At 59.8% G+C, this 20466-nt stretch carries 18 protein-coding genes and 1 pseudogene; 11 read left to right on the top strand and 8 right to left on the bottom strand.

What is annotated here, in order from left to right; all coding sequences use genetic code 11:
• Positions 1–33 precede the first annotated feature (33 nt).
• Both AS189_RS13040 and AS189_RS13035 read right to left on the bottom strand, forming a co-directional pair.
• The gene (locus AS189_RS13040) at positions 34–1101 is read right to left on the bottom strand and encodes a zinc-dependent alcohol dehydrogenase family protein (RefSeq protein WP_062289699.1); all 1068 of its coding nucleotides are present in this window, start codon (positions 1099–1101) and stop codon (positions 34–36) included.
• Positions 1102–1505: 404 nt separating this feature from the next.
• Entirely contained in the window at positions 1506–1976 is a 471-nt protein-coding gene (locus AS189_RS13035; RefSeq protein WP_062289695.1) for a pyridoxamine 5'-phosphate oxidase family protein, read from the bottom strand.
• A 566-nt stretch (positions 1977–2542) separates the two neighbouring features.
• Between AS189_RS13035 and AS189_RS13025 the strand changes: the two genes are divergently transcribed.
• The 7 genes from AS189_RS13025 (at position 2543) to AS189_RS12995 (ending at position 7819) form a co-directional block, all read left to right on the top strand.
• Positions 2543–3211, top strand: coding sequence for a response regulator transcription factor (locus AS189_RS13025; protein ID WP_193393486.1), 669 nt, complete (start codon positions 2543–2545; stop codon positions 3209–3211).
• Positions 3208–4446: a sensor histidine kinase gene (locus AS189_RS13020; protein WP_062289687.1), complete on the top strand. Its 1239-nt coding sequence runs from the start codon at positions 3208–3210 to the stop codon at positions 4444–4446. The genes AS189_RS13025 and AS189_RS13020 overlap by 4 nt, the downstream gene beginning before the upstream one ends.
• Positions 4447–4519: 73 nt before the next feature.
• Positions 4520–4819 carry a hypothetical protein gene (locus tag AS189_RS19990; RefSeq protein ID WP_062289684.1) on the top strand — a complete coding sequence of 100 codons (300 nt, stop codon included), beginning with the start codon at positions 4520–4522 and terminating at the stop codon, positions 4817–4819.
• Position 4820: 1 nt separating this feature from the next.
• On the top strand, positions 4821–5783 hold the full coding sequence (locus AS189_RS13010) for an FAD:protein FMN transferase (protein WP_237759844.1): 963 nt from the start codon (positions 4821–4823) through the stop codon (positions 5781–5783).
• A complete protein-coding gene (locus tag AS189_RS13005; RefSeq protein WP_237759843.1) occupies positions 5776–6333 on the top strand; it encodes a ferric reductase-like transmembrane domain-containing protein in 558 nt (185 codons plus the stop codon). Before AS189_RS13010 ends, AS189_RS13005 begins: the two co-directional genes overlap by 8 nt.
• Complete coding sequence (locus AS189_RS13000) at positions 6330–7583, top strand: NADH-ubiquinone oxidoreductase-F iron-sulfur binding region domain-containing protein (RefSeq protein ID WP_082634287.1); 1254 nt, start codon at positions 6330–6332, stop codon at positions 7581–7583. Before AS189_RS13005 ends, AS189_RS13000 begins: the two co-directional genes overlap by 4 nt.
• A complete protein-coding gene (locus tag AS189_RS12995; RefSeq protein ID WP_062289675.1) occupies positions 7580–7819 on the top strand; it encodes a ferredoxin in 240 nt (79 codons plus the stop codon). Before AS189_RS13000 ends, AS189_RS12995 begins: the two co-directional genes overlap by 4 nt.
• Here AS189_RS12995 and AS189_RS12990 read toward each other — a convergent pair.
• The 3 genes from AS189_RS12990 to AS189_RS12980 are packed head-to-tail and all read right to left on the bottom strand — an operon-like array spanning position 7816 to position 11517.
• Positions 7816–8538 (bottom strand): VIT1/CCC1 transporter family protein, encoded by a 723-nt coding sequence (locus AS189_RS12990; protein WP_062289672.1) that lies wholly within the window; start codon positions 8536–8538, stop codon positions 7816–7818. The two genes, AS189_RS12995 and AS189_RS12990, sit on opposite strands and share 4 nt — an antisense overlap.
• Before the next feature lie 31 nt (positions 8539–8569).
• Positions 8570–9010: a universal stress protein gene (locus AS189_RS12985; protein ID WP_062289670.1), complete on the bottom strand. Its 441-nt coding sequence runs from the start codon at positions 9008–9010 to the stop codon at positions 8570–8572.
• Positions 9007–11517, bottom strand: coding sequence for a phosphoketolase family protein (locus AS189_RS12980; protein ID WP_062289667.1), 2511 nt, complete (start codon positions 11515–11517; stop codon positions 9007–9009). The genes AS189_RS12985 and AS189_RS12980 overlap by 4 nt, the downstream gene beginning before the upstream one ends.
• Positions 11518–11723: 206 nt before the next feature.
• On the opposite strand from AS189_RS12980, the gene AS189_RS12975 reads away from it, so the two are divergent.
• From AS189_RS12975 to AS189_RS12965, 3 genes are all read left to right on the top strand, one after another.
• Positions 11724–12233 carry a universal stress protein gene (locus AS189_RS12975; protein WP_082634541.1) on the top strand — a complete coding sequence of 170 codons (510 nt, stop codon included), beginning with the start codon at positions 11724–11726 and terminating at the stop codon, positions 12231–12233.
• Complete coding sequence (gene mgtA, locus AS189_RS12970) at positions 12211–14853, top strand: magnesium-translocating P-type ATPase (protein WP_082634285.1); 2643 nt, start codon at positions 12211–12213, stop codon at positions 14851–14853. The genes AS189_RS12975 and mgtA overlap by 23 nt, the downstream gene beginning before the upstream one ends.
• 201 nt (positions 14854–15054) lie before the next feature.
• Positions 15055–15978, top strand: a complete 924-nt coding sequence (locus tag AS189_RS12965; protein WP_062289664.1) for a universal stress protein — start codon at positions 15055–15057, stop codon at positions 15976–15978.
• 557 nt (positions 15979–16535) lie between these two features.
• Here the strand turns inward: AS189_RS12965 and AS189_RS12955 are convergent.
• The gene (locus tag AS189_RS12955; protein ID WP_062289658.1) at positions 16536–17018 is read right to left on the bottom strand and encodes a pyridoxamine 5'-phosphate oxidase family protein; all 483 of its coding nucleotides are present in this window, start codon (positions 17016–17018) and stop codon (positions 16536–16538) included.
• A 122-nt stretch (positions 17019–17140) separates the two neighbouring features.
• Between AS189_RS12955 and AS189_RS12950 the strand changes: the two genes are divergently transcribed.
• Entirely contained in the window at positions 17141–18928 is a 1788-nt protein-coding gene (locus AS189_RS12950) for a GAF domain-containing protein (RefSeq protein ID WP_337589174.1), read from the top strand.
• Here the strand turns inward: AS189_RS12950 and AS189_RS12945 are convergent.
• Entirely contained in the window at positions 18922–19620 is a 699-nt protein-coding gene (locus AS189_RS12945) for a response regulator (RefSeq protein ID WP_062289655.1), read from the bottom strand. The genes AS189_RS12950 and AS189_RS12945 overlap by 7 nt on opposite strands.
• A 392-nt stretch (positions 19621–20012) precedes the next feature.
• Positions 20013–20336: pseudogene (locus AS189_RS21280) on the bottom strand (heavy metal translocating P-type ATPase); the annotation flags it as partial.
• Positions 20337–20466: the final 130 nt, after the last annotated feature.

Raw genomic sequence — 20466 nt, 5'->3', positions numbered from 1 at the left:
GAACCCTAATGGACAGCGCCTGCTGACGTCACGTTACGCTCGGTCAACTCGTGAGATGACTACTTTTAGCGCCTTGGTTGTGGTGGCATTTGAAAACGTCTCGTAGGCTTCTATCATCTGGTCAAGGGTGAAAAAATGTGTAGCGAACCATTCAGCCGGGATCTTGTGTGAGGCAACCAACTTGAGCAGCATGGGTGTCGTATTTGCGTTGACTAGGCCCATGGTGATGGAGATGTTGCGAATCCATAGCTCCTCCAAGTGCAGTTCTACCGGCTTGCCATGGACTCCGATGTTGGCGACGTGACCGCCGGGCCGAACGATGTCCAGGGCCATCGCAAATGTCTCGGCCACGCCAACGGCCTCAATGGCTGCATTCACTCCGGCACCGTCTGTGAGTGCAAGAACCTGTTCCTTCCAATCAGCCGCGCCCGACACGACAATGTCTGTTGCCCCAAATTTCTTGGCTTGTTCCAACCTCCCGGGGTCAATATCAATGGCGATGACTGTCGCCGCCCCACACAGCCCGGCTGTCATCATCGCTGCAAGACCAACTGGACCCGCGCCAATAATCGCCACCACATCCCCGGGCTTGACCTGGCCCGCCAGCACACCGATTTCGAACCCTGTGGGCAAAATGTCGGAGAGCATGACCGCCTGAACGTCCGTCACGCCGTCGGGCACTTTGTGCAGGGAATTGTCGGCGTACGGGACGCGTACGTATTCCGCCTGCGTCCCATCAATCAGGTGGCCGAACACCCAACCAGTCCCGGACGCACCCTCCGCTCCGAGACAATGAGAATACAAATTGACGCGGCAATTGACGCAGTGCCCGCATGACTTGATGCACGAGATAATGACGCGGTCGCCGACCGCGAAGTCCTTGACACCCGTGCCGATTTCCGAAATGGTACCCACACCTTCATGGCCCAAAATTCGGCCAACTTGGACGGCAGGGACATCTCCCTTGAGAATGTGTAGATCCGTTCCGCAAATGGTGGTGGTGTCGACGCGGACAATGACGTCGCTGGGATTGAGTAGTTGAGGCATCGGAACGTCCATCCACTGTTTGACTCCGGGGCCTTTATATACCAGTGCCTTCATGGTGTGTCCTTTCGAGGTGGGGGATGCGCGGTCACCAGCGCACCGAATGGGGGTGCCCACAGCGTCGAAGCTACTGTTAGCTGTCCGCTACGGTTAGGGCCAAAAAGGCCTGCATGCGCAAGGTAAGTTGCTCGGGCCCGACGCCGCTGGGTTGCCGGCTGTTGGATGGAAGACGCCCTTTGATGAAGCATTGCCAATGGTGTCCGGAGCCACCTGGGCGTCCAAGCCCCCGAACGCGGTGCTCTTTCCCGATGCCCCCGCGCTGCTTCAGCGGTTCTTCACGGCAATGGTGCCCACGGCCTTGGCCACTGCATGCCGCGACAGCCAGGCGATTCTAGCCGCAGCGGGAATTGCCGGGCAGTTCCAGTACGACGCCGTGGTGTCACCCCGGGCGGGCGGGGCCGCTATTCCAGCCCGGCACGGATTGCGGTGGACAGAGGAACATTCCATGTCATGGAGGCGTCCAAGGTGAAACGCCGTCCCGTCACAGTTTCCGGAACAATGCGGATCAGATGGTTTTTCCCGACGCCCTGCCAGGGAAACAACCCTTGAACGGTGGAGTTCAACGCGGGGCTTTCTGCTGAGATAGGTTCAGCTCGTCCCTTGACGACCACACTCCACGCCATGCCAAATTCGGCGCTAACAGCATCCGATTCCAAAGCGACATTCGCGTCTTCAGTGATCGCGTTCAGTTTTGTGCCGTCACCTGTCCGGAAGATGAGTGATTCTCCGTCGATTTTGTAGTTGACGGGGAAAACGTCGGGGCGACCGTTCACGTTCACGGCGAGGCGGCCGACCGACGTCTCTCCTAAGAGCTTCCAGCATTGCTCGGCCGTTAGGATGTCTGCTTTGGGTGCCACTGCATGGTCTCTCATCTGAGCGATTCTACGCAGATGCGCTCAGGTGAAACTAGGGTCCAAAGACCCAACTTCGAGGTAACCCAGAACACGCACAGTCCCTCTCGTGCACTAACAGGACAGCTCCCGCCAGCGCAGCGGGCCGGCCGCGGCCAGTCCGGAGATGACGGCGACTCAGATGTCATACGCTGTGGTCTTACCCATTCTAGGGAAGGTGCAATTGATGTTGGAAAGCGTTGGGACCGTTAATACACGTCAACCACGTGACCAAGTATTGGGCCTTTCTCATAGTACGAAAAGCCCACAGAATGCTTCCAGCCAAGGAAGGCATCACCCAGGGGTGGACATTTTGCGGAGCACACAGCTACGCCCAGGTCTGCGCTGGTCTGCGGCAGGGTGCCAAGCGCCACGAAGTAGAGGCTGTTGGCCCGCTGTTCCTCAGTCAGGCCAAGATGAGGCCCTCGAAGATTGTTGGCAGGTCCACGCCTACGACGGTGCTGTCGTTGACGATCACGGGCAGGTAGACCGCCACGGAAGTTTCAACGAACGGTGCCGGCCAAGCATTGGCCCCTATACTTCACTTCATGGCTGATGAACCGAGTGTGTTGCTGGTGGAGGATGACGCCGCCCTTGCTTCGATGTTGGCTGACTTGCTGGGCGGCGAGGGCTGCAACGTTGTCGTGGCAGCTGACGGCCAGCGGGCCCTGCATGAGGGCCTTAGCCGGCACTTCGATGTCATGGTGATGGATAGGGGTCTGCCAGCAATTGAGGGATTGGAGGTGTTGGAGCGGCTGCGACGCAAAGGGATCACCACACCGGCGCTCATACTTTCGGCACTGAGTAATCCGGCGGACCGGGTGGAAGGGCTGGACAGGGGAGCCGAGGACTATTTGGGCAAGCCCTTTGACATTGAGGAATTATTAGCGCGAATCCGTGCCCTGCTGCGGCGCCATGCGGACACGTCCTTTATGGTGCGGGTTCCGGGGGGTGCCCTTGATGTGGGCACCCGGACGGTGGCGCTCGACGGCGGCACCAAGGTGGTGCTGTCCGAACGTGAATGCGAGTTTTTGGAGCATCTGGCGCGCAGACCGCAGCAGGTCTTCACCAGGACGGGCCTTTTGGAGTCGGTCTTTGCTGATGCCGACGATGGCGGCGTGGTTGATACCTACGTGCATTATCTCCGCAAGAAACTGGGCCGATCATGTGTGCTGACGGTCCGGGGTCTGGGGTATGTCCTGGGACCGCTGGCATGAACGCCAGGGATGCTGCCGAGCTCCGCCACGCTGTGGTGCGCCTGGCATTGCAATTCACCATTCTGATAGTGGTTTTGCTGGCCATGATGGGTGTTTTGCTGTACTCCATAGTTGCTGCCGGCACTGCTGAAGCCTTGGATAGGTCACTGGTGAATGCGACCCGGGTGGACTCACCCCACGATGCGCCGCCGGGAGTTTATGTTGCTGTGTTCCACGAGGGCGATCTGAGCGTCTCTCCGGCCATGCCCGTGGGCCTTCCTGACATTGCCGCGATGAACCGAGTGGACGCGACACAATCGGATGAAAAGTCGGGTTTCTCGGCTGGGGGAAGAAACTACGAGGTGTTGACCACCATCCATGATGACAGGGTGGTCCAGGCTGCGGTGGATACCCATGAGGGCCGCGAATCACTCGACCGCCTGATCTGGGCCATAGTGGTTGCCGTCGCGGCGGCGGCACTTGTTTCGGCTGCCACGTCGGTGTGGATGGCAAGGCGCGCCATGCGCCCCATGGTGGAGAGCCTGGCCTTGCAGCGACGGTTCGTTGCCGATGCCAGCCACGAACTTCGAACGCCATTGACCTTGCTCAGCACACGGGCCCAAATGCTGCACCGAAAACTGCTGGGACCAGGTCTGACTCCGGAGGAGGTTTCCGAGGAGGTGGAGAGGATTGTCCAGGACTCCAAGCTGTTGACAGGAATTTTAGAAGATTTGCTGATATCCGCTGACCCTAGGGAGGCTGTTGACCACACTCCCGTCGACGTGCTCGGGGTTGCACGCCATGCGGTTGCTGTGGCGGCGCCCCAGGCGCAGAAACAGTCAATAGTGCTGGGCGTGGTCAGTGCTGCAGGCCCCGTCATAGTGCAAGGATCTCCAGTGGCGCTACTGCGGGTCTTCACGGCCTTGATCTCCAATGCCCTGGACCATGCCATAACTACTGTCACGGTTGATGTTGGTGTAGACGGAGGGGATGTACGCATTCTGGTCTCCGATGACGGCCCCGGGTTTGCCCCGGGCACAGAGGGAAGGGCGTTCGAACGGTTTTCCTCGGCAAGGGCAGGAGCAGGCACTGCAAGCGGCAGCCGCCACTATGGGCTCGGCCTAGCCTTGGTGGCCGAGATTGTTGCCCTGCACCATGGAAAAGTCTTGGTGGAATCGGCTTCGCCGGGCGGCGGTGCCACGGTGGTGGTAGTTCTTCCGCTGCTAGGCAAGGGCAAAGCCCATATACATCGCTGACTAAGAAAGCACACAGAATTCGTGGGGATGATGGAGACAAGGAACTTCACCAACGCACGGACAGGAGCAGGTCATGGCGACACGGAACAGCGGAAAGAAGGTGGCGGCGGGAATCACCACCATGGTAGCTCTTGGTAGTTTCTCGGTTGCCGGCATCGCGGTCTTGGCCATCGACGGAGCCACCACCAGCAACACGGTCAGCTCGAGCACCAGCCAGGGTGAGGGCACCAGCCAGGATCAGGGACGAAGCCAGGATGAGGACCATGGCTACGACTATGAGGATGGAAACGGCTACAGCAACGGCACTTCGGGCGGCATCCCTGTACAGCCCGGCAACGGTGGGGCCATCAGCGGAAAGTCAGCGGGGTCCTAACGTGGAGTCTTCAAAATCCTGGGAAGTGTGGGGGCTGGAGGCTACCCTTACCGTCACCGAGGCCGGCTTGGCCAGCGCCGCCGAAGGTGTGGTCCGTGACGAGATCGCCAGCGTGGATCAGGCTTGCAGCCGCTTCCGCCCGGATTCGGAGCTGACGAGCCTGCAACCGGGTCTTGCTGCCGGTGCCAGGGTGAGCCCGCTGCTGGCTCTGCTGGTTGCCAGCGCCCTCGATGCTGCCAAGTGGACAGGGGGCGATGTTGACCCCACCCTTGGCATGGACCTGGCAGCCTTAGGCTACGACAGAGACCTTGCCCAGGTGCGGCTCCATCCCGACGGCGCCGCCGTTGCCGTCACCCGCACGCAACCACGCACCCCAGGATGGCAGCGAGTGTCCATTGACAGGCAAATCCTCACCGTCCCGGAGGATCTTCGGCTCGACCTGGGGGCCACGGCCAAGGCCGTCGCCGCGGACCGCGCCGCAGCGCGAGTGGCGGCGGAGCTCGGATGCGGTGTTCTGGTCTCCCTGGGTGGTGACATCGCCACGGCCGGTCCCAGCCCGGAGGGCGGCTGGCAGGTGCTGGTCCAGGACCTGTCGCAGGATCCCAGCCAGCAGCTTACCCTCAAGGCTGGCAATGCCATGGCCACCTCGAGCACACAGAAGCGGCGGTGGCAGCATGCCGGACACACTGTCCACCACATCCTGGACCCCAGGTTTGGGCTTCCGGCGGAGCCAGTCTGGCGGACCGTCACCGTGGCAGCCACCTCAGCCCTACTGGCAAATGCTTTCAGCACCGCTGGGATCGTCCGCGGATTCGCGGCCCCGGAATGGTTTGACCGGATTGGCGTTGTTGCGCGCCTCGTTGACGCGCAGGGCCGCATTGTCACCACGGGGGGATGGCCCAAGGACCAGCCCTCATTTCAACCAGCAAGCATGGCCGCGACGGGAGCTGGATCAAATGGATAACGCCATGTGGGCCTTTGGCAGGGTGAGCGGATTCGCCTCCCTGGCGTTGCTTACCGTGAGCGTACTTTTGGGTATATTGACCCGCTCGGGGCGGCCATTACCTGGGATACCGCGCTTCTCCATAACGTTGATACACCGCAACATCTCCTTGCTGGCAACAGTCTTCCTTTTCCTCCATGTGGGGTCGTTGATGCTGGACTCTTATGCGAAACTCACCGTGACCGACGTCGTTGTCCCCTTCCTGGGGGCCTTCAAACCGTTCTGGCAGGGCCTTGGCACCGTCGCGTTCGATCTGGTTCTGGCCCTGATGGTCACGGGGTTGCTGCGCCAGCGCATTGGCCAGCGGACTTTTCGCGCCGTCCACTGGTTCAGCTACGCCATGTGGCCCATTGCTCTGGCCCACGCCATAGGCAATGGCACCAACGGGACAAGCAAGTGGTTCCTGGTGCTGGCCGCTGGGTCAGTGGCGGCCGTAGGCGCTGCAGTAGCGTGGCGCTTGTCAATAAACTTTTTGGAAACCGCAAAAGCACGAACAGGAGCCCTGAGATGACGCCGCAACGTGCAGCTTCCGTTTCTGCCGCCCAAGGCTGGGACGGTGCGGCCAACTACCAGCTCTTCGCCGCCGGATCCAACCCGACCTTCGGCGTCCATGAACAAACGTTTGGCCCATTGTCGTTGGAGACCATCGGCGCAGACTTCATCTCCGTGTTGGAGCAATCCGGGTTGACAGGTCGCGGCGGCGCAGCGTTCGCTTCGTGGCGCAAGCTCGCTGCGACGGACCAGGGCCGCGGTGGTGCGCTGCTGGGAGCCAAGCCGGTGGTGATAGCTAACGGGGCGGAGGGAGAACCCCTCAGTTTCAAGGACAAGACCTTGCTGACCCACGCACCGCACCTTGTTATTGATGGGCTCTTGATCGCCGGACGCGCAGTGTCCGCCTCGCTGTTGTACATTTACACCACACCGTCGGCCATGCGTTCGGTTCAAGCTGCCGTGGCGGGGCGCCGCGATGCGCGCAAAATCAAGGTAACCGAAGCCCCTGAATCGTTCATCTCGGGGGAGGCAAGCGCCGTGGTCAACAGCATCGCCAACGGTATTGCACTGCCTCTGGATAACCGACGCCGGCTCAGCGAATCCGGCGTCAAGGGCCGGCCGACTCTGGTGCTGAATGTTGAGACCCTGGCCCACGTGGCCCTCATTGCCCGCCATGGGGTGGGTTGGTTCCGTTCGGTTGGCTCGGAGCGGGACCCCGGGACGCGGCTCATCTCCGTCTCTGGCCATTGCGCCGAGCAGGTGCTGGAAGTGGAAGGAGACGCAAGCCTAGCCAGCATTCTGGGCCGTGCCGGCGTCGATCGCTCAGATGTCAGGGCAGTTTTGGTGGGCGGCTACCACGGACAGTGGGTGCGGCCGCTGGACTATACCTTGTCACCGTCGGGTCCGGCGGGCCAGGTGATCCGCCCCGGCGCGGGTGTGCTGCACGTCCTCTCAACCGGGGATTGCGGGTTGGAAGCCACCGCCCGTATGCTCAGCTACCTGGCTGGAGAATCCGCCAAACAGTGCGGGCCGTGCATGTTTGGCCTACCGGCCATGGCCCGAGTCCTGAATGCGATCGCTTACGGCGCCCCGGACCCGAGTCTGGTTGGGGAACTGCAGCGATTGGGCAACCTGGTGGGTGGACGTGGAGCCTGCCACCATCCGGATGGGGCGCTCCGCTTGGTCGCCAGTGCTCTGGAGACATTTTCCGACGACGTCAAGGCCCATCTTTCGGGAAGCTGCACCAGAACGCTCAGGAGGACCGCATGAACGAGATACTGCATATCGACTGGACCAAATGCGACGGGCGCGGTCTCTGCACAGAACTGCTGCCCACCGTATTGGGCCGTGACGACTGGGGATACCCCTTGGCCAGACACGCCCGGGGCGGGGACCGCACCAACGTGGTGATAGGTCCTGGGGACGCACAGGCTGCCCGCGATGCGGTCAGCCTGTGCCCGAAACTGGCACTGAGCTTGGCTCAGCAGCAGCCTCGGCGCAGCTAAATAACGCCGCTGGCCCCGAGGGCTGTACCTATGGCGTAAGTCGCAGCGAGCGCCAGGGCGCCGCCAATGACCAAACGGGTTGCGGAGGTGGTTTTGGAGCTTCCGCCGATGGCCGCGCTGAGGGTTCCTGTGAGGGCAAGGGCCAGGAGGACGGCGAGGAACGTCACCGGGATCCGCCATTCCGCGGGTGGCAACAAGATGGCCAGCAGGGGCAGGATTGCCCCCACGGCAAAGGCAGCCGCTGAGGCATAGGCGGCCTGCCAAGGGTTGGCTTCTTCATGTTGGCTAATATTGAGCTCTGCGGACAGGTGTGCTGACAGGGCATCATGGGCTGTCAACTCCAGGGCTACTTGCTCCGCCGTGGCTGTGCTGAGGCCCTTGGCCTGGTAGAGGCCTGTGAGTTCAGCCAGTTCCCCATCCGGGTCCGTTGCCAATTCCAGACGCTCCTTCTCGATGAGTGCCCGTTGGCTGTCGCGTTGGCTGCTCACCGAAACATACTCACCCAAGGCCATCGAAACGGCACCGCCCACCACCGCCGCAACTCCTGCCACCAGAATCGGGGTGGGTGAGTTGGTCACCCCGGCCACGCCCACCACGGTTGCAGCGACGGAGACAATACCGTCGTTGGCGCCGAGCACCCCGGCCCTAAGCCAGTTCAGGCGCCCGGCAATGTTGGATGTGTGCGGTTCGTTGTCATGGGACCCAAATAAGTTGCTCATGTGCTCAAGTTAGCAGGACTGACGCATCTGCTCATACAGCAGTTGCGTGCACAATGACCACCGGGCAATGGGCGTGGGCTGCGCAGGCTGCGCTGACGGACCCCATCAGTAGTCCTTTGAATCCGCCAAACCCCCGCCGTCCCAGGACCAGAAGTGTTGCGTTGCGGCTGGCTTCGATCAGGGTTTGCCGGGCTGAGCCCTGAACAAGCTCTATGGTGAGGTTCTCCGGCCAATCCAGCCCAAACGCACGCTCAATGGCATTGTCGAGGATGTCTCGTGCCGTGCCCTTGAAATCGATGTTCCCCAGGGAAAACGGGACCTGGTAGACGGTGGGGATGGTCCAGCAGCCTGTGGCTATGAGACGGCAACCCAGCGCAACGGCGAGCTTTTCACCTTGGCGGAGGGCTTCGATGGATGAATCGGATCCATCAACACCCACGATGATGGTGGCTGATTCTTGTTCAATGCTCATACTGCTTCTCGGCTCTGAGCTGGGGGTGTCCAGACCCAATCCCGAATTTCCGGCAGATCCTCCAGATGCTCGTGAATATACGCTTCATGGTTAGAAAGCATCGCACTGCAGTGCTCTGCCAGCTCCTGGGCGCCATCAAAGTGACCATTGACCCGGCGCAAGGCTTCTAAGGCAAGGTGGTATCGGCTCATCTTGTTGAGTACCACCATGTCAAACGGAGTCGTGGTGGTTCCTTGTTCGCTGTAGCCCCGAACATGGAATCTACCTGGATTCAAGCGTCCATGCAGGAGCTGATGGAACGCGCGGGCATATCCGTGCCACGCGACTATTACTTCACCGTTTGTCGTGAACAGTTTTTCAAAGTCTGGATCGGCAAGGCCGTGCGGGTGCACGTCCGGGGGCGGCAGCACTAAGGCGTCCATCACATTGACCACGCGCACCTTCAGTCCGGGGACATGATGTTGGAGTAACCAGGCCGCTGCCAAGGTCTCTTCTGTCGGCACATCGCCGGCGCAGGCCAGAACAATATCCGGCTGTGCCCGCAATGCGGGCTCGTCAGCGGTGGTGATGGAGGACTCGGTGCCAACCAAGGCTCTGCTGTGGGGGGTTCTCTTGCTGGGTGCATCCTCGTTTCCGGCCCACTGCCAGATAGACGCACCGGCGGCTGCGTGCTTGCGGGCGTCCTCCAAGTTCAAATACTGGGGGTGGGCCTGTTTGTCCACCACCACCAGGTTGACGTAGTCCTTGCTGAGCAGGACATGTTCAGCCACGGCCAGCAGCGTGTTGGAATCCGGCGGAAGGTAGACACGGACTACCGAACCAGAAAGGGAAAGAACAGTGTCGATCAATCCCGGCCCCTGGTGGCTGAAACCGTTATGGTCGTTGCGCCAACACGTTGAGGTGAGCAGAATGTTTAGGCTTGGCACGGGTTTCCGCCACGGCAGTTCACGGGCATGCTGGAGCCACTTTGAATGTTGGATAGTCATGGATGCGCTCACCATCGCGAAGGCTTCATAGGTGGCGAAAAGGCCGTACCGCCCGGTAAGAACGTATCCCTCAAGCCAGCCCTGGCAGAGGTGTTCGGAGAGGACTTCCATGACTCTGCCATCCGGTGACAGGTGGTCATCGCCGTCACGTGCCGGCACCATCATGCATCTTTCGGTGACTTCGAAAACTGCGCCCAGACGGTTGCTGTTTGTCTCGTCCGGACTGAACAGCCTAAAACGAGGGTCCTGCGCCGTATCTACGTAAATATCCCGCAGCATCTCACCCAAGGGTCTTGTGGTCTCGTGTTTCATCGATCCGGGAGTGCCCACTTCCAAGGCGTAATTGTCCAAGGGACGCATGGGAAGAGGCGCCACGTCCAGGCCACCATTTGCCCAGGGGTTGGCGCCCATGCGCAGCTCCGCATCGGGGGCCAGATCCGCCAGCTCGGGTACTAGCCGGCCCTGCGCGTCAAAGAGTGTTTCGGGTTTGTAGCTGCGCAGCCACGCTTCCAGCTGGGCCAGGTGGGCCGGGTTTTCACGAACTCCTGCCAAAGGCACCTGATGTGAGCGGAAAGTGCCTTCCATGGCAACGCCGTCAACAAAGTCCGGGCCCGTCCACCCTTTCGGGGTCCGCAGGATGATGGCCGGCCAGAGCGCCGGAGCGTTGGCACCATGCTGGCGCGCCTGCTCTTGAATCTGCAGAATCCTGGCGTGCGCGCTATCCAATGCTTGAGCCAGCATGGGGTGGACCACGGCAGGATCACTGCCGGAGACCACCACGGGCTCCCAGCCGTGTGCCCGAAGTAGTGCCATGACTTGTTCGTCGGATTGGCGTCCCAGAACTGTAGGTCCGGAGATCTTGTAGCCGTTGAGGTGAAGTATGGGCAACACGGCCCCGTCCCGGCTTGGGTTGAGGAAGGCGGGCGCTTTCCATGCGCCCTCCAAGGGGCCGGTTTCTGCTTCCCCGTCGCCAACAACGCACGCAACTATCAGGTCCGGGTTGTCCATGACTGCACCCGCCGCATGGGCCAGCGAATAGCCCAGCTCGCCGCCTTCATGAATGGAACCCGGTGTTGGGGGACCCACATGACTCGGTATGCCCCCAGGGGTGGAAAACTGCCGGATCAACCGACGCAACCCCTTGGGGTCTTGACTGACGCGGGGATAGATCTCGGAGTAGCTGCCCTCCAGGTACAGGTTGGCAATCACCGCCGGTCCACCATGTCCGGGGCCGGCCACGAACAGGACTTTGGCCCCGGTACTGCGAATGAGCCGATTTAGATGGACGTAAATCAATGACAGTCCGGGGCTGGTTCCCCAATGGCCCAGCAACCGAGGCTTGATGTGTTCGGCCGTCAGCGCCTGCTTCAAGAGAGCATTCTCCTGAAGGTAGATCTGCGCCACCGTCAAATAGTTGGCAGCATCCCAGTACCGGTTTAGGAGCTCAAATTCCTCCGAGACCTGCGTGGGGTCGGCAACGCTTTGCTGTCCGTGGCTGGTTTGGGCGAGCTGGCTGTTCAAGACTGTCTCCGTGTCCTCAGTCGGTGGCACAGACGCAAGGGCTGGCCAGCGGACACAGGAAGAACACATCCGCCAACTCAAGACTGGCACTTTCCAGACTCGATGGTTAGGGACCTTTGACCCTGTGCAGCAACCTTTCCCGGCGTCGATCATTGAACTGAAAAGACTTTGAGAAAAGTGAAAGCGTGAGAAAGATGGATCAAGCCATGGAAGAAAAGACAATCCACGAGGGTTCGCGCATCGTGGTTGGAGTGGACGGATCACCCGAGTCTGTGCTGGCCCTGAAGTGGGCGCAAACGCTGGCGCACGCGCTGGATGCAACCATCACAGCCGTTACCGCCTGGCACCTGGAAACGGTTTTCGGCTCGTACATAGTCCCTGATTGGGACCCGGACGAGGGGGCGCACCAGATCCTCAAGGACGCCGTACAGGAGGCCTTTGGAGGCAACCCGCCCGAAGGGTTTAGCGGTGTGTGTGTTCGAGGCACGCCCGCCAGAGTGTTGATGGAGCACAGCAAGTCCGCGCAGATGCTCATTGTTGGTTCCCGTGGACATGGTGGCTTCGCGGGGATGCTGCTGGGTTCAGTCAGCTCGGCCTGCGCCGAACACGCAGGCTGTCCGGTCCTAGTGGTTCATGGCGAGAGGGACTCAGCGAGGGTGACCGTGTCGGCGACTGCGAGCCATGAGGACGGCGATGATCCCGTCCGCAACAGTTGAGGCGGCGAAGTTAACACAACATTCCATCGCAGGAACCATCCACCTCAGCGTCGAAGAAGTTCTGCTTGAGCTTGGGTCAACGCAGCGCGGTCTTGGCGGTAACGAAGCAGCTCGCCGGCTGAGTGTTGTTGGCCCCAACGCGTTGCGCACGCACAAGGCCAGTCCGTGGGTGGTGCTGGGGCGGCAACTTCGCAGTCCCATCTTAATCCTTTTGATTGTTACGGCAGGGCTGTCCTTGTTCTTGGGGGATGCCACGAATTCGGTAGTCATTGCTGTCATCTTGTTGGTGAGTGTCGGTTTGGGGTTCAGCAATGAATTTCGTGCCGAACGTGCTGCCGAGGCTCTTCATTCACGCGTCACGCACACGGTTGTGGTCCTTCGGGACGGTACCGCCTGCCAAATCGATGTGGTGAATCTAGTGCCCGGTGATGTGGTCCGCCTGGGGTTGGGTGCGATCATCCCTGCGGACATCAGATTGCTCGATGCGCAGGACCTCTTGTGTGATGAGAGCATCCTGACGGGGGAGTCCCTGCCGGCGGAGAAGGATCCTGCACCAATTTTAGGGGTGGTCCCCCTAGGCGAGATGTCCTGCTGTCTCTTCATGGGGACGGTGGTGCAGTCCGGCAGCTGCGCAGGAGTCGTCGTCGCCACCGGCAGTCGTGCGGAGTTTGGCAAAGTCGCCTTGGGGCTGGGGGAGCGTCAGCCACAAACGGAATTCCAGAATGGCCTCAAACGGTTCTCGTTCCTGCTCTTGCAGGTGGCTGTTGTCCTGACAACTCTGATCTTCATCGCCAACCTGCTGCTGGGGCGACCTCTTCTGGATTCGCTGCTCTTCTCACTCGCAATAGCTGTTGGCATCACGCCGCAGCTGCTGCCCGCCGTCGTAAGTACCTGTCTGGCCGCTGGTACCCGGGCACTGGCCAAGAGGAAAGTGCTGGTCAAGCGGCTGGTGTGCATTGAGGATCTCGGTGACATGGACGTGCTTGTCACGGACAAAACCGGCACGCTCACGGAAGGGCACATCAGTTTTACCTTCGCAGTGCCCGTCCGTTCTGATGTGTCGAAGGCCGAACTTTTTGCTTTGGGGCTTATCTCAACGGAGGCCGATTACTCGCAGGGGGCTGTCTCCACAGTGGGTGCGAACCCGCTGGATGCTGCGCTCTGGGCTGCTTCCGGGGCGCGTGACTTTGCCCCTGGCAGTGAGAAACGGCTCGATATCATTCCTTTTGACCACCAACGTCGCATGACCAGCGTTCTGATGGATGAGAGTGGGCGTCAGCAGATTGTCACCAAGGGCTCTCCCGAGGATGTCATGGCTTTGTGTAGAGATATCCCGCCTCATGCGCAGTCGCTCTTGGATGAACAGTACGACGCCGGGGCGCGGGTTATTGCGGTGGCCTCGCGGCAGGTGGTGGGTATGAGTGCACTAGAACCCGCTGATGAGCGGGCACTGATGTTGGCTGGTTTCCTCGTTTTTTTGGATAAGGCCAAGGCCAATGCCAAAGAATCGTTGGAGGAGCTGGCGGCTCTGGGCATTACCGTCAAAATTGCGACAGGTGATAACGCCAAGGTTGCCGAGAAAGTGTGCAGGGATCTGGGTTTGGTCTCTGGGGGAACGCTTACCGGAGTCCAGATTGATGACCTGAACGATGCCGAACTCGGGACTGCGGTGACGAAAACGAGCATTTTTGCGCGCGTCTCGCCGGAACAAAAGGCACGGATCATCAAGCAATTGCGCCATCAGGGCCGCGCCGTCGGCTTTCTTGGTGATGGCGTCAATGATGCATTGGCCTTGCACCATGCTGATGTTGGCATCTCCGTGGAGAGCGCCACAGACGTGGCTAAGGATGCTGCGGACATTGTCCTGATGGATAAGGACTTGGGTGTTTTGGCTGAAGGGGTCAGGGAAGGTCGGCGAATCTTTGCCAACACCATCAAGTACGTGCTGATGGGGACCTCAAGTAATTTCGGCAATATGTTTAGCGCCGCAACAGCGTCAGTGGTGTTGAGTTTTCTGCCCATGCTGCCTGGACAAATCCTGCTCAACAACTTGCTTTATGACACCGGGCAACTGGCCATCCCCGGGGACCGCGTCGATAAGGAACAACTACAGGCTCCTTCACATTGGGATATCGCGTTCATTCGCCGTTTCATGCTCTTGTTCGGTCCCATCAGCTCACTGTTCGACTTTGCGACCTTTGCCCTGATGCTGTTTGTCTTTAATGCCGTGCCCGGGGAGTTCCGGGCAGGTTGGTTTATTGAATCCATCGCCACCCAGACACTGATCATTTTCGCCATCAGAACCCGCCGAGTGCCGTTCCTGCGCAGCCGCCCCTCCACAGGGTTGCTGTTGGCTTCCGTGGGCGTGGTGGCGCTGGGCATTTACCTGCCACTGTCACCCCTTGGCCCGGTACTGGGATTTGACCCGCTACCCGTCCCGTTCTTTCTGGCCCTCTTAGTCATGGCAGTGGTCTATTTGGTGCTCGTTGAAGTGGCCAAGAGTTGGTTCTTCGCCCGGCCCCTGCAACAGCTGCCAGTGGTTCGCCACCGAGGGACCGAACATCACATTCACCGCCGGGCCGCTCGCTTCAGTGTTCCGGACCCACTCGCCTCCCTATGACCTGTGCGCCACTAGTAGGTAGCAGGGGTGAATTGGGGTCTTTGGGCTCTCTCCTCAACAGGCAGTGGCCCCTAACGTTGGACGTAGGGTATCAATTCTTGAGCCGCATTTCTTGATGGGCATTGTGCATCTCTAAGGACACGCCATGACCTTGCATGATCGTAGAGAGGTCGATGACTAGTGGTCGTTAAACCTCAGATAATGGTGGGGGTGGATGGTTCACCCGCCAGTCGGGCTGCCCTCGAATGGGCAGCGCGACGGGCCCAGCTACAAAAACTGCCCCTGCTGCTGGTCCACGCAGTTCCGAATTACTTGGTCTCAGCAGAGAGCGTTGAATACCAGAGCTACCGGGCGTCCCTGTTGAGCATGCTGGACAGTGAAGCCAACAGTGTGCATGAGTTTGCCCCTGCCGTGGAGGTGCGCAGCAGCCTCCATTTTGGCGTGCCTGCGCAAGTGTTGGCAGAACTTTCTGCCCGGTCCGCCATGGTGGTGATCGGAACAGACAGGGCGGGCGATGTTCATGGTGGGGGATTCGGTACGCTCAATTTTCAACTTGCCATGGTCGGGCGATGTCCCGTGGCAGTTATCCCGGCGCGGCCGTGTCCCGTGACTGCCGGCGTCGTGGTTGGTATTGATGGTTCCCCCGAATCGATGGCCGCAGCATATTTTGCCGCCGCGGAGGCTGCACATACTCAGCAGGAGCTCACCGTCATTTGTGTCTCGCATTCCCCGGCAAGGTGGGTGGATCCCAGGGCCGACGGATTCGGGAGGACCGAGCAGATTGGCACGCAGGGACGCGTGATCTTGGAAGCTGTTGTGGCCGCTGTTCGTGCCCGGCACATACACCTCACAGTTCTCGGTCGATTCGTGCAGCAGAATGTGCCGGCTCGGGTGCTGATCGAGGCAGGGAAAGGTGCCGCCATGCTCGTGGTGGGAAGCCGCGGCAGTGGAGCCGCGCACCACGCTTTCATGGGCTCCGCCACCCAAGAGTTGCTGTTGCATGTCCCATGCCCCGTTGTCCTTACCCAACAGGAAGAGGCGGGCCTAGCCGCCCAACAGTACAAGGTCCACGGGGCAGGCGAGGACACGCTTGTGCCGGCGCAGATTTCCCCACGATGCCTCTAGAGTATGCGTGTTTTCTTATCCATTGGCGGTAACTCGCTTCTCGACGGGGGTGCGGTGGCGGGTGGGAAGACCCAGATCGCCCGCCAAGCCGTGGCAGCTCCGACGATGGTGGCACTTCCTGCAGCAAGCGCTGGGGCAGCCAGGCTTGGCCAAGGATGTCGTTGTGATCCTGTCGCGGATCCTTGTGGATCACACAGATCCGCGCCTGTTGGTCCCCGCAAAGTTCGTGGGATCACTCTATGACGGCTCCGCCGCACACGCTCTTGCGAAGGAGCGCGATTGGACCGTTGCGGCAGACGGTTCGGCTTGGCGCCGGGTAGTTCCTTCGCTACGGCCCCTCCGTGTTCTCTAGGGCGAACAGGCAATGATGTTTCGACGCCGGCGCAACAGTGGTCACGGCTGGCCGCCTAGCTGGCGTGCACTGATCGGCTGCGTGGACAATCGTGGGGCCATGATGGAAGGAATCGCTGGCACGGAAATACTTGGGTCAGTTGCCGTCTCTCCCGAGTAGGCACGCTGGTCACCAAGTAGGCTGGACAATCGGTTCGAGCCAGGTGCTATTCGAAGGAAGCACGCCGTGCGTCGGACAAAGGTGTGCGCCAAATGTCAGGCTTTGTGACCTTGAACCTCCGGCCGCTGAGGTTCAGGGGCAGGATCCGCATCAAGTGGTTCTTGATGCCGTCTTGCCATGGCTCAAGTGTGAAAATTTCCGACTCGGCACGTCCGGAGCCAGCCTTGATCGCAAGCACCGTGCCTCGCAGAACTACGCTCCAAGCCTGCTCTGTTGAGGGATCGTAGCCATCAATTTCGAAGGCAACAGATGTGTTGCTAGTTGAGCCGTAGAGTTTGGTGCCTGCGGCAGTTCGGAAGACCAGAGAATCGTTGCACACTGCATAATTGACGGGAAAAATCTCGGGGTGATCTTCAACCACAAGAGCCAGACGCCCAATGACCTGTTCACGCAGCAATTCCCAGCATTGGTCCTTAGTGAGCGACTCAATCACCGGTGTAGGCCCTGACGGTGGCGTATTAATAGTCATGTGAACGACTCTACGTCTAGTGATTCTGGGAATTTAGGGTCTAAGGTCCCCATCTCCAGTGCCTAGAGAGCTTGTACCTTTCCTCCCGTATGCGTTCGTTAGGCTGGCAACGAGGGTAGCCTGTGAGTAATGGCCGGGTTCTTGAGGCTTCTGACACAACGGCCGATGGTCAACTGAAGGTGGGTCTGGTGCAGGATTCTGATGCGGACAAGGCGGCGCCGTTGTTGCCGGCCACTGCAAGTACTCGGATCGAGGACTTACTGCGGGAGTTTGTAGACCGGGCGGGCGAATTGCTTTCCACACAGGAAAGGATGCGCGGCTTACTGGAGGCCGTGGTTTCCGTGGCAGAGGATCTCAGTCTGGATGCGGTTTTGGAGAGGGTTGTGAAATCTGCCTGCACACTTCTGGACGCCCGCTACGCAGCGCTGGGAGTCATTGGTGAAGATCAGTCGCTGAGTCACTTCATTACCGTTGGCATAGATCAGGAACTCATAACTAAGATTGGTCCCTTACCCACCGGACACGGTGTCCTCGGACTGCTGACAAGCGACCCTCACCCGTTGCGGCTGCACGACTTGCACGATCACCCTGCCTCCTACGGTTTCCCGGAAGACCACCCTCCCATGGTGACCTTTCTGGGTGTCCCCGTCCGTGTCAGGGGAAAGGTGTTTGGGAACCTGTATCTGACGGAAAAGGCCGGCGGTGAAGACTTCACAGCCGAGGATGAGGAACTTGCCGTGGCTCTGGCCGCCGCGGCAGGGGTCGCCATTGAAAATGCTCGCTTGTTTGAAGACGCCAGACGCCGTTCGCGTTGGCTGGAAGTATGCATGGATGTCACTGGCAAGATGATGGATGACGAACGCAACATCACTGAAAGCAGTCTGGATATGATTGCTGCCACCGCTTTGGTGGAGTCGGATTCTGCTCTGACGATGATTGGGGTCTCCTCAGCGGGGGGACCTGAGTTATATGTTGCTGCAGCCGCTGGCGAGCGAGCGCCCCTCTTGGTTGGCCGCTCGTTGGCTTTGGACTCGCCGGCAATTGCGGAGGTATTGCGGACGGGCGTCCCTACTGTGTTTGAAGATGCTGCTGACCTGCTTGGTGCCGAGGACGGGATGGCGTTTGGGCCCATCATTGTGATTGCCTTGGGGACCGAAGGCGCGAATCTGGGCTTGTTGATCCTGGCGCGCAGCCAAGGATCTGGCAGCTATTCCAAGGTCGTGGTGGAGATGAGCGCCATATTTGGCTCTCACGTTGCGTTGGCCTTGGAACTGGCAAGGACTCACCGGTTGCGTGAACAGATCCTGGTTTTCACGGATCGTGACCGTATTGCTAGGGATTTGCACGATGTGGTCATTCAGCGCCTTTTCGCCGCAGGCCTGAGCGTTCAGAGTTTGCAGCGGTTTATTACGGACAAGACGGCGTCCCAGCGAATTAGGGCTGTCACCACAGAACTTGACGAAACCATTCGGGACTTGCGGAACACCATTTATTCGTTGCGGGTCAGCTCGGGTGAAACCGAGTTGCTGAGCGACCTGATCCTGAGGACGGTTCGCAATGCCGCCAAAACGCTTACCTTCGCTCCCCGGTTGAATTTAGCTGGGCCCATAGACTCGGCGATTTCTGAGGAAACAGCTAAGCACCTGCTGGCGGTGCTGTCCGAAGGGTTGAGCAACGTGGTGCGGCATGCCGACGCGGGGGCAATTGAGGTTTTCGTTGACGTCACAGCCGAGTACGTGAGCGTCACTATTGACGACGACGGGATTGGGGTGGGCGATGTGGTTCACCGAAGCGGGCTACACAACATGGAACAGCGGGCCGAGATTTTGCACGGAACCTTTGTCCTAGAGAGCTGCGAAAAAACTGGAACCCGGTTGATCTGGAGTGTGCCTGCAGAAGATGCTCATTGACGGAAGTCAGAGGCCTGCCATCGTGTATCTGTAATGAAAATGGCAGCCTGAGTGCGTCGTTCGAAACCCAGTTTTGCCAGCAGCGAGGACACATAGTTCTTGACGGTCTTCTCGGCCAGAAACATTTCACTGCCAATTTCTCGATTGGTCAATCCGCGCCCAATGAGTTTGAGTACGCGCCCTTCCTGCGGGGTCAGGGCGGAGATTCTAGGATCCGTCCGTTCAGGCTCGGCAAGGCCCTGAACTACTTTCGCCATGACGTCGGGTTTGAAGAGCGTTTCGCCCTTGGCAGTGCGGCGCAGGGACGTCAGCAGATCCGTGCCGTCAATTTCCTTCAGCACATAGCCTGAGGCGCCAGCAAGAACAGCGCCACGCAGCGCTTGTTCGTCGTCGTAACTAGTGAGAATCAAGCATTGCAGCGTTGGATCTACAGACCGGACATCACGGCAGACTTCTATGCCCGTGCCATCGGGAAGCCGGGCATCCAATACTGAAACGTCAGGATGCAGGGCTGGGATGCGCCTGGTTGCTTCAAGAGCGGAGCCGGTAGACCCAATAACTTTGAAGCCCTCACCTTCCAGTAGTTCTTTGAGCCCCCGTCTAACCAGTTCGTGATCGTCGAGGATAAAAACGGTGATCGGTGTCGTGGCAGTGGCGATCTTTCGTGGGTCGGAGGTAGCTAGCCTGTTCATCGTCTTCCCTCCGTAGCTGTAGTTCCCGCTGGGGAATCTTTTTGCACAATGTTCGGCAATGCATGATTATGCTCCTGCCATCCTGCCTTACTCACTATTGGCCAACAAGGGTACAAAGTCCTCAGGGCGTCTCGCATCATGTCAGAACCGAGAGACCCGGGGTATTGTGCTGCACTCAAGTGGGCCCGTGTGCGGACGGCGCTGGCCACCTTTGAGAGGTTGTCCACCATGATCACCACATAGGGCGGATTCACTGGCCGCGGCGGACCCTTTGGCTCCCATGGCCACACCTGCGTCAGCTGCAGCCAGGACAGGGGCGTCATTGATGCCGTCGCCAACCATAATGACAGGCCGTTGGAGAATGCTCTGCACGATCGTGACGTTGTCCGCCGGGCGACACCTGCTATCACGAAGGACAACAGGGTGAACGGCACTGCATAGCGGTCTGCCAGCCGGACCCCTGGGGCGCGGCTACTGGCCGCACCCTGCACGAGCGCCACAATGCGGCTGTATTGGGAATCGTCAGCCGTTGCAGTAGCTTCAATCCGGACAGCTATCGGCCCGTTGACGGAACGGCTAAGGATGCCATCGCCGTGTCCCAGTTCCACCGGCAAGCTCTCGCCCGTAATGGCAGATTAATCAAAGGACGCCGCGGTTGACAAGAGGTGACCATCGACGGGAACCACTTCGGCGGGCCGGATCAGCAACACATCCCCAGCGGCCATGCACCATGTCACGGATCATGGCGGTGCCTCGTGAAATTGCGGCGCTGCCTGCAAAAACACTTGCCAACAGTTGTGCAGCACCGCCATGACCCACAGCCAGCAAAATTAGCACCAGAGAACC

Source organism: Arthrobacter alpinus (genome assembly GCF_001445575.1).
Classification (GTDB): Bacteria; Actinomycetota; Actinomycetes; order Actinomycetales; family Micrococcaceae; genus Specibacter; species Specibacter alpinus_C.
This window is presented reverse-complemented; position numbering and strand designations above follow the sequence as displayed.

Excerpts from the sequence above, each read along its gene's own strand:
- AS189_RS13040 (WP_062289699.1), bottom strand. The coding sequence starts at position 1,101 with ATGAAGGCACTGGTATATAAAGGCCCCGGAGTCAAACAGTGGATGGAC.
- AS189_RS13035 (WP_062289695.1), bottom strand. The coding sequence starts at position 1,976 with ATGAGAGACCATGCAGTGGCACCCAAAGCAGACATCCTAACGGCCGAG.
- AS189_RS13025 (WP_193393486.1), top strand. The coding sequence starts at position 2,543 with ATGGCTGATGAACCGAGTGTGTTGCTGGTGGAGGATGACGCCGCCCTT.
- AS189_RS13020 (WP_062289687.1), top strand. The coding sequence starts at position 3,208 with ATGAACGCCAGGGATGCTGCCGAGCTCCGCCACGCTGTGGTGCGCCTG.
- AS189_RS19990 (WP_062289684.1), top strand. The coding sequence starts at position 4,520 with ATGGCGACACGGAACAGCGGAAAGAAGGTGGCGGCGGGAATCACCACC.
- AS189_RS13005 (WP_237759843.1), top strand. The coding sequence starts at position 5,776 with ATGGATAACGCCATGTGGGCCTTTGGCAGGGTGAGCGGATTCGCCTCC.
- AS189_RS13000 (WP_082634287.1), top strand. The coding sequence starts at position 6,330 with ATGACGCCGCAACGTGCAGCTTCCGTTTCTGCCGCCCAAGGCTGGGAC.
- AS189_RS12995 (WP_062289675.1), top strand. The coding sequence starts at position 7,580 with ATGAACGAGATACTGCATATCGACTGGACCAAATGCGACGGGCGCGGT.
- AS189_RS12990 (WP_062289672.1), bottom strand. The coding sequence starts at position 8,538 with ATGAGCAACTTATTTGGGTCCCATGACAACGAACCGCACACATCCAAC.
- AS189_RS12985 (WP_062289670.1), bottom strand. The coding sequence starts at position 9,010 with ATGAGCATTGAACAAGAATCAGCCACCATCATCGTGGGTGTTGATGGA.
- AS189_RS12975 (WP_082634541.1), top strand. The coding sequence starts at position 11,724 with ATGGAAGAAAAGACAATCCACGAGGGTTCGCGCATCGTGGTTGGAGTG.
- mgtA (WP_082634285.1), top strand. The coding sequence starts at position 12,211 with ATGATCCCGTCCGCAACAGTTGAGGCGGCGAAGTTAACACAACATTCC.
- AS189_RS12965 (WP_062289664.1), top strand. The coding sequence starts at position 15,055 with ATGGTGGGGGTGGATGGTTCACCCGCCAGTCGGGCTGCCCTCGAATGG.
- AS189_RS12955 (WP_062289658.1), bottom strand. The coding sequence starts at position 17,018 with ATGACTATTAATACGCCACCGTCAGGGCCTACACCGGTGATTGAGTCG.
- AS189_RS12945 (WP_062289655.1), bottom strand. The coding sequence starts at position 19,620 with ATGAACAGGCTAGCTACCTCCGACCCACGAAAGATCGCCACTGCCACG.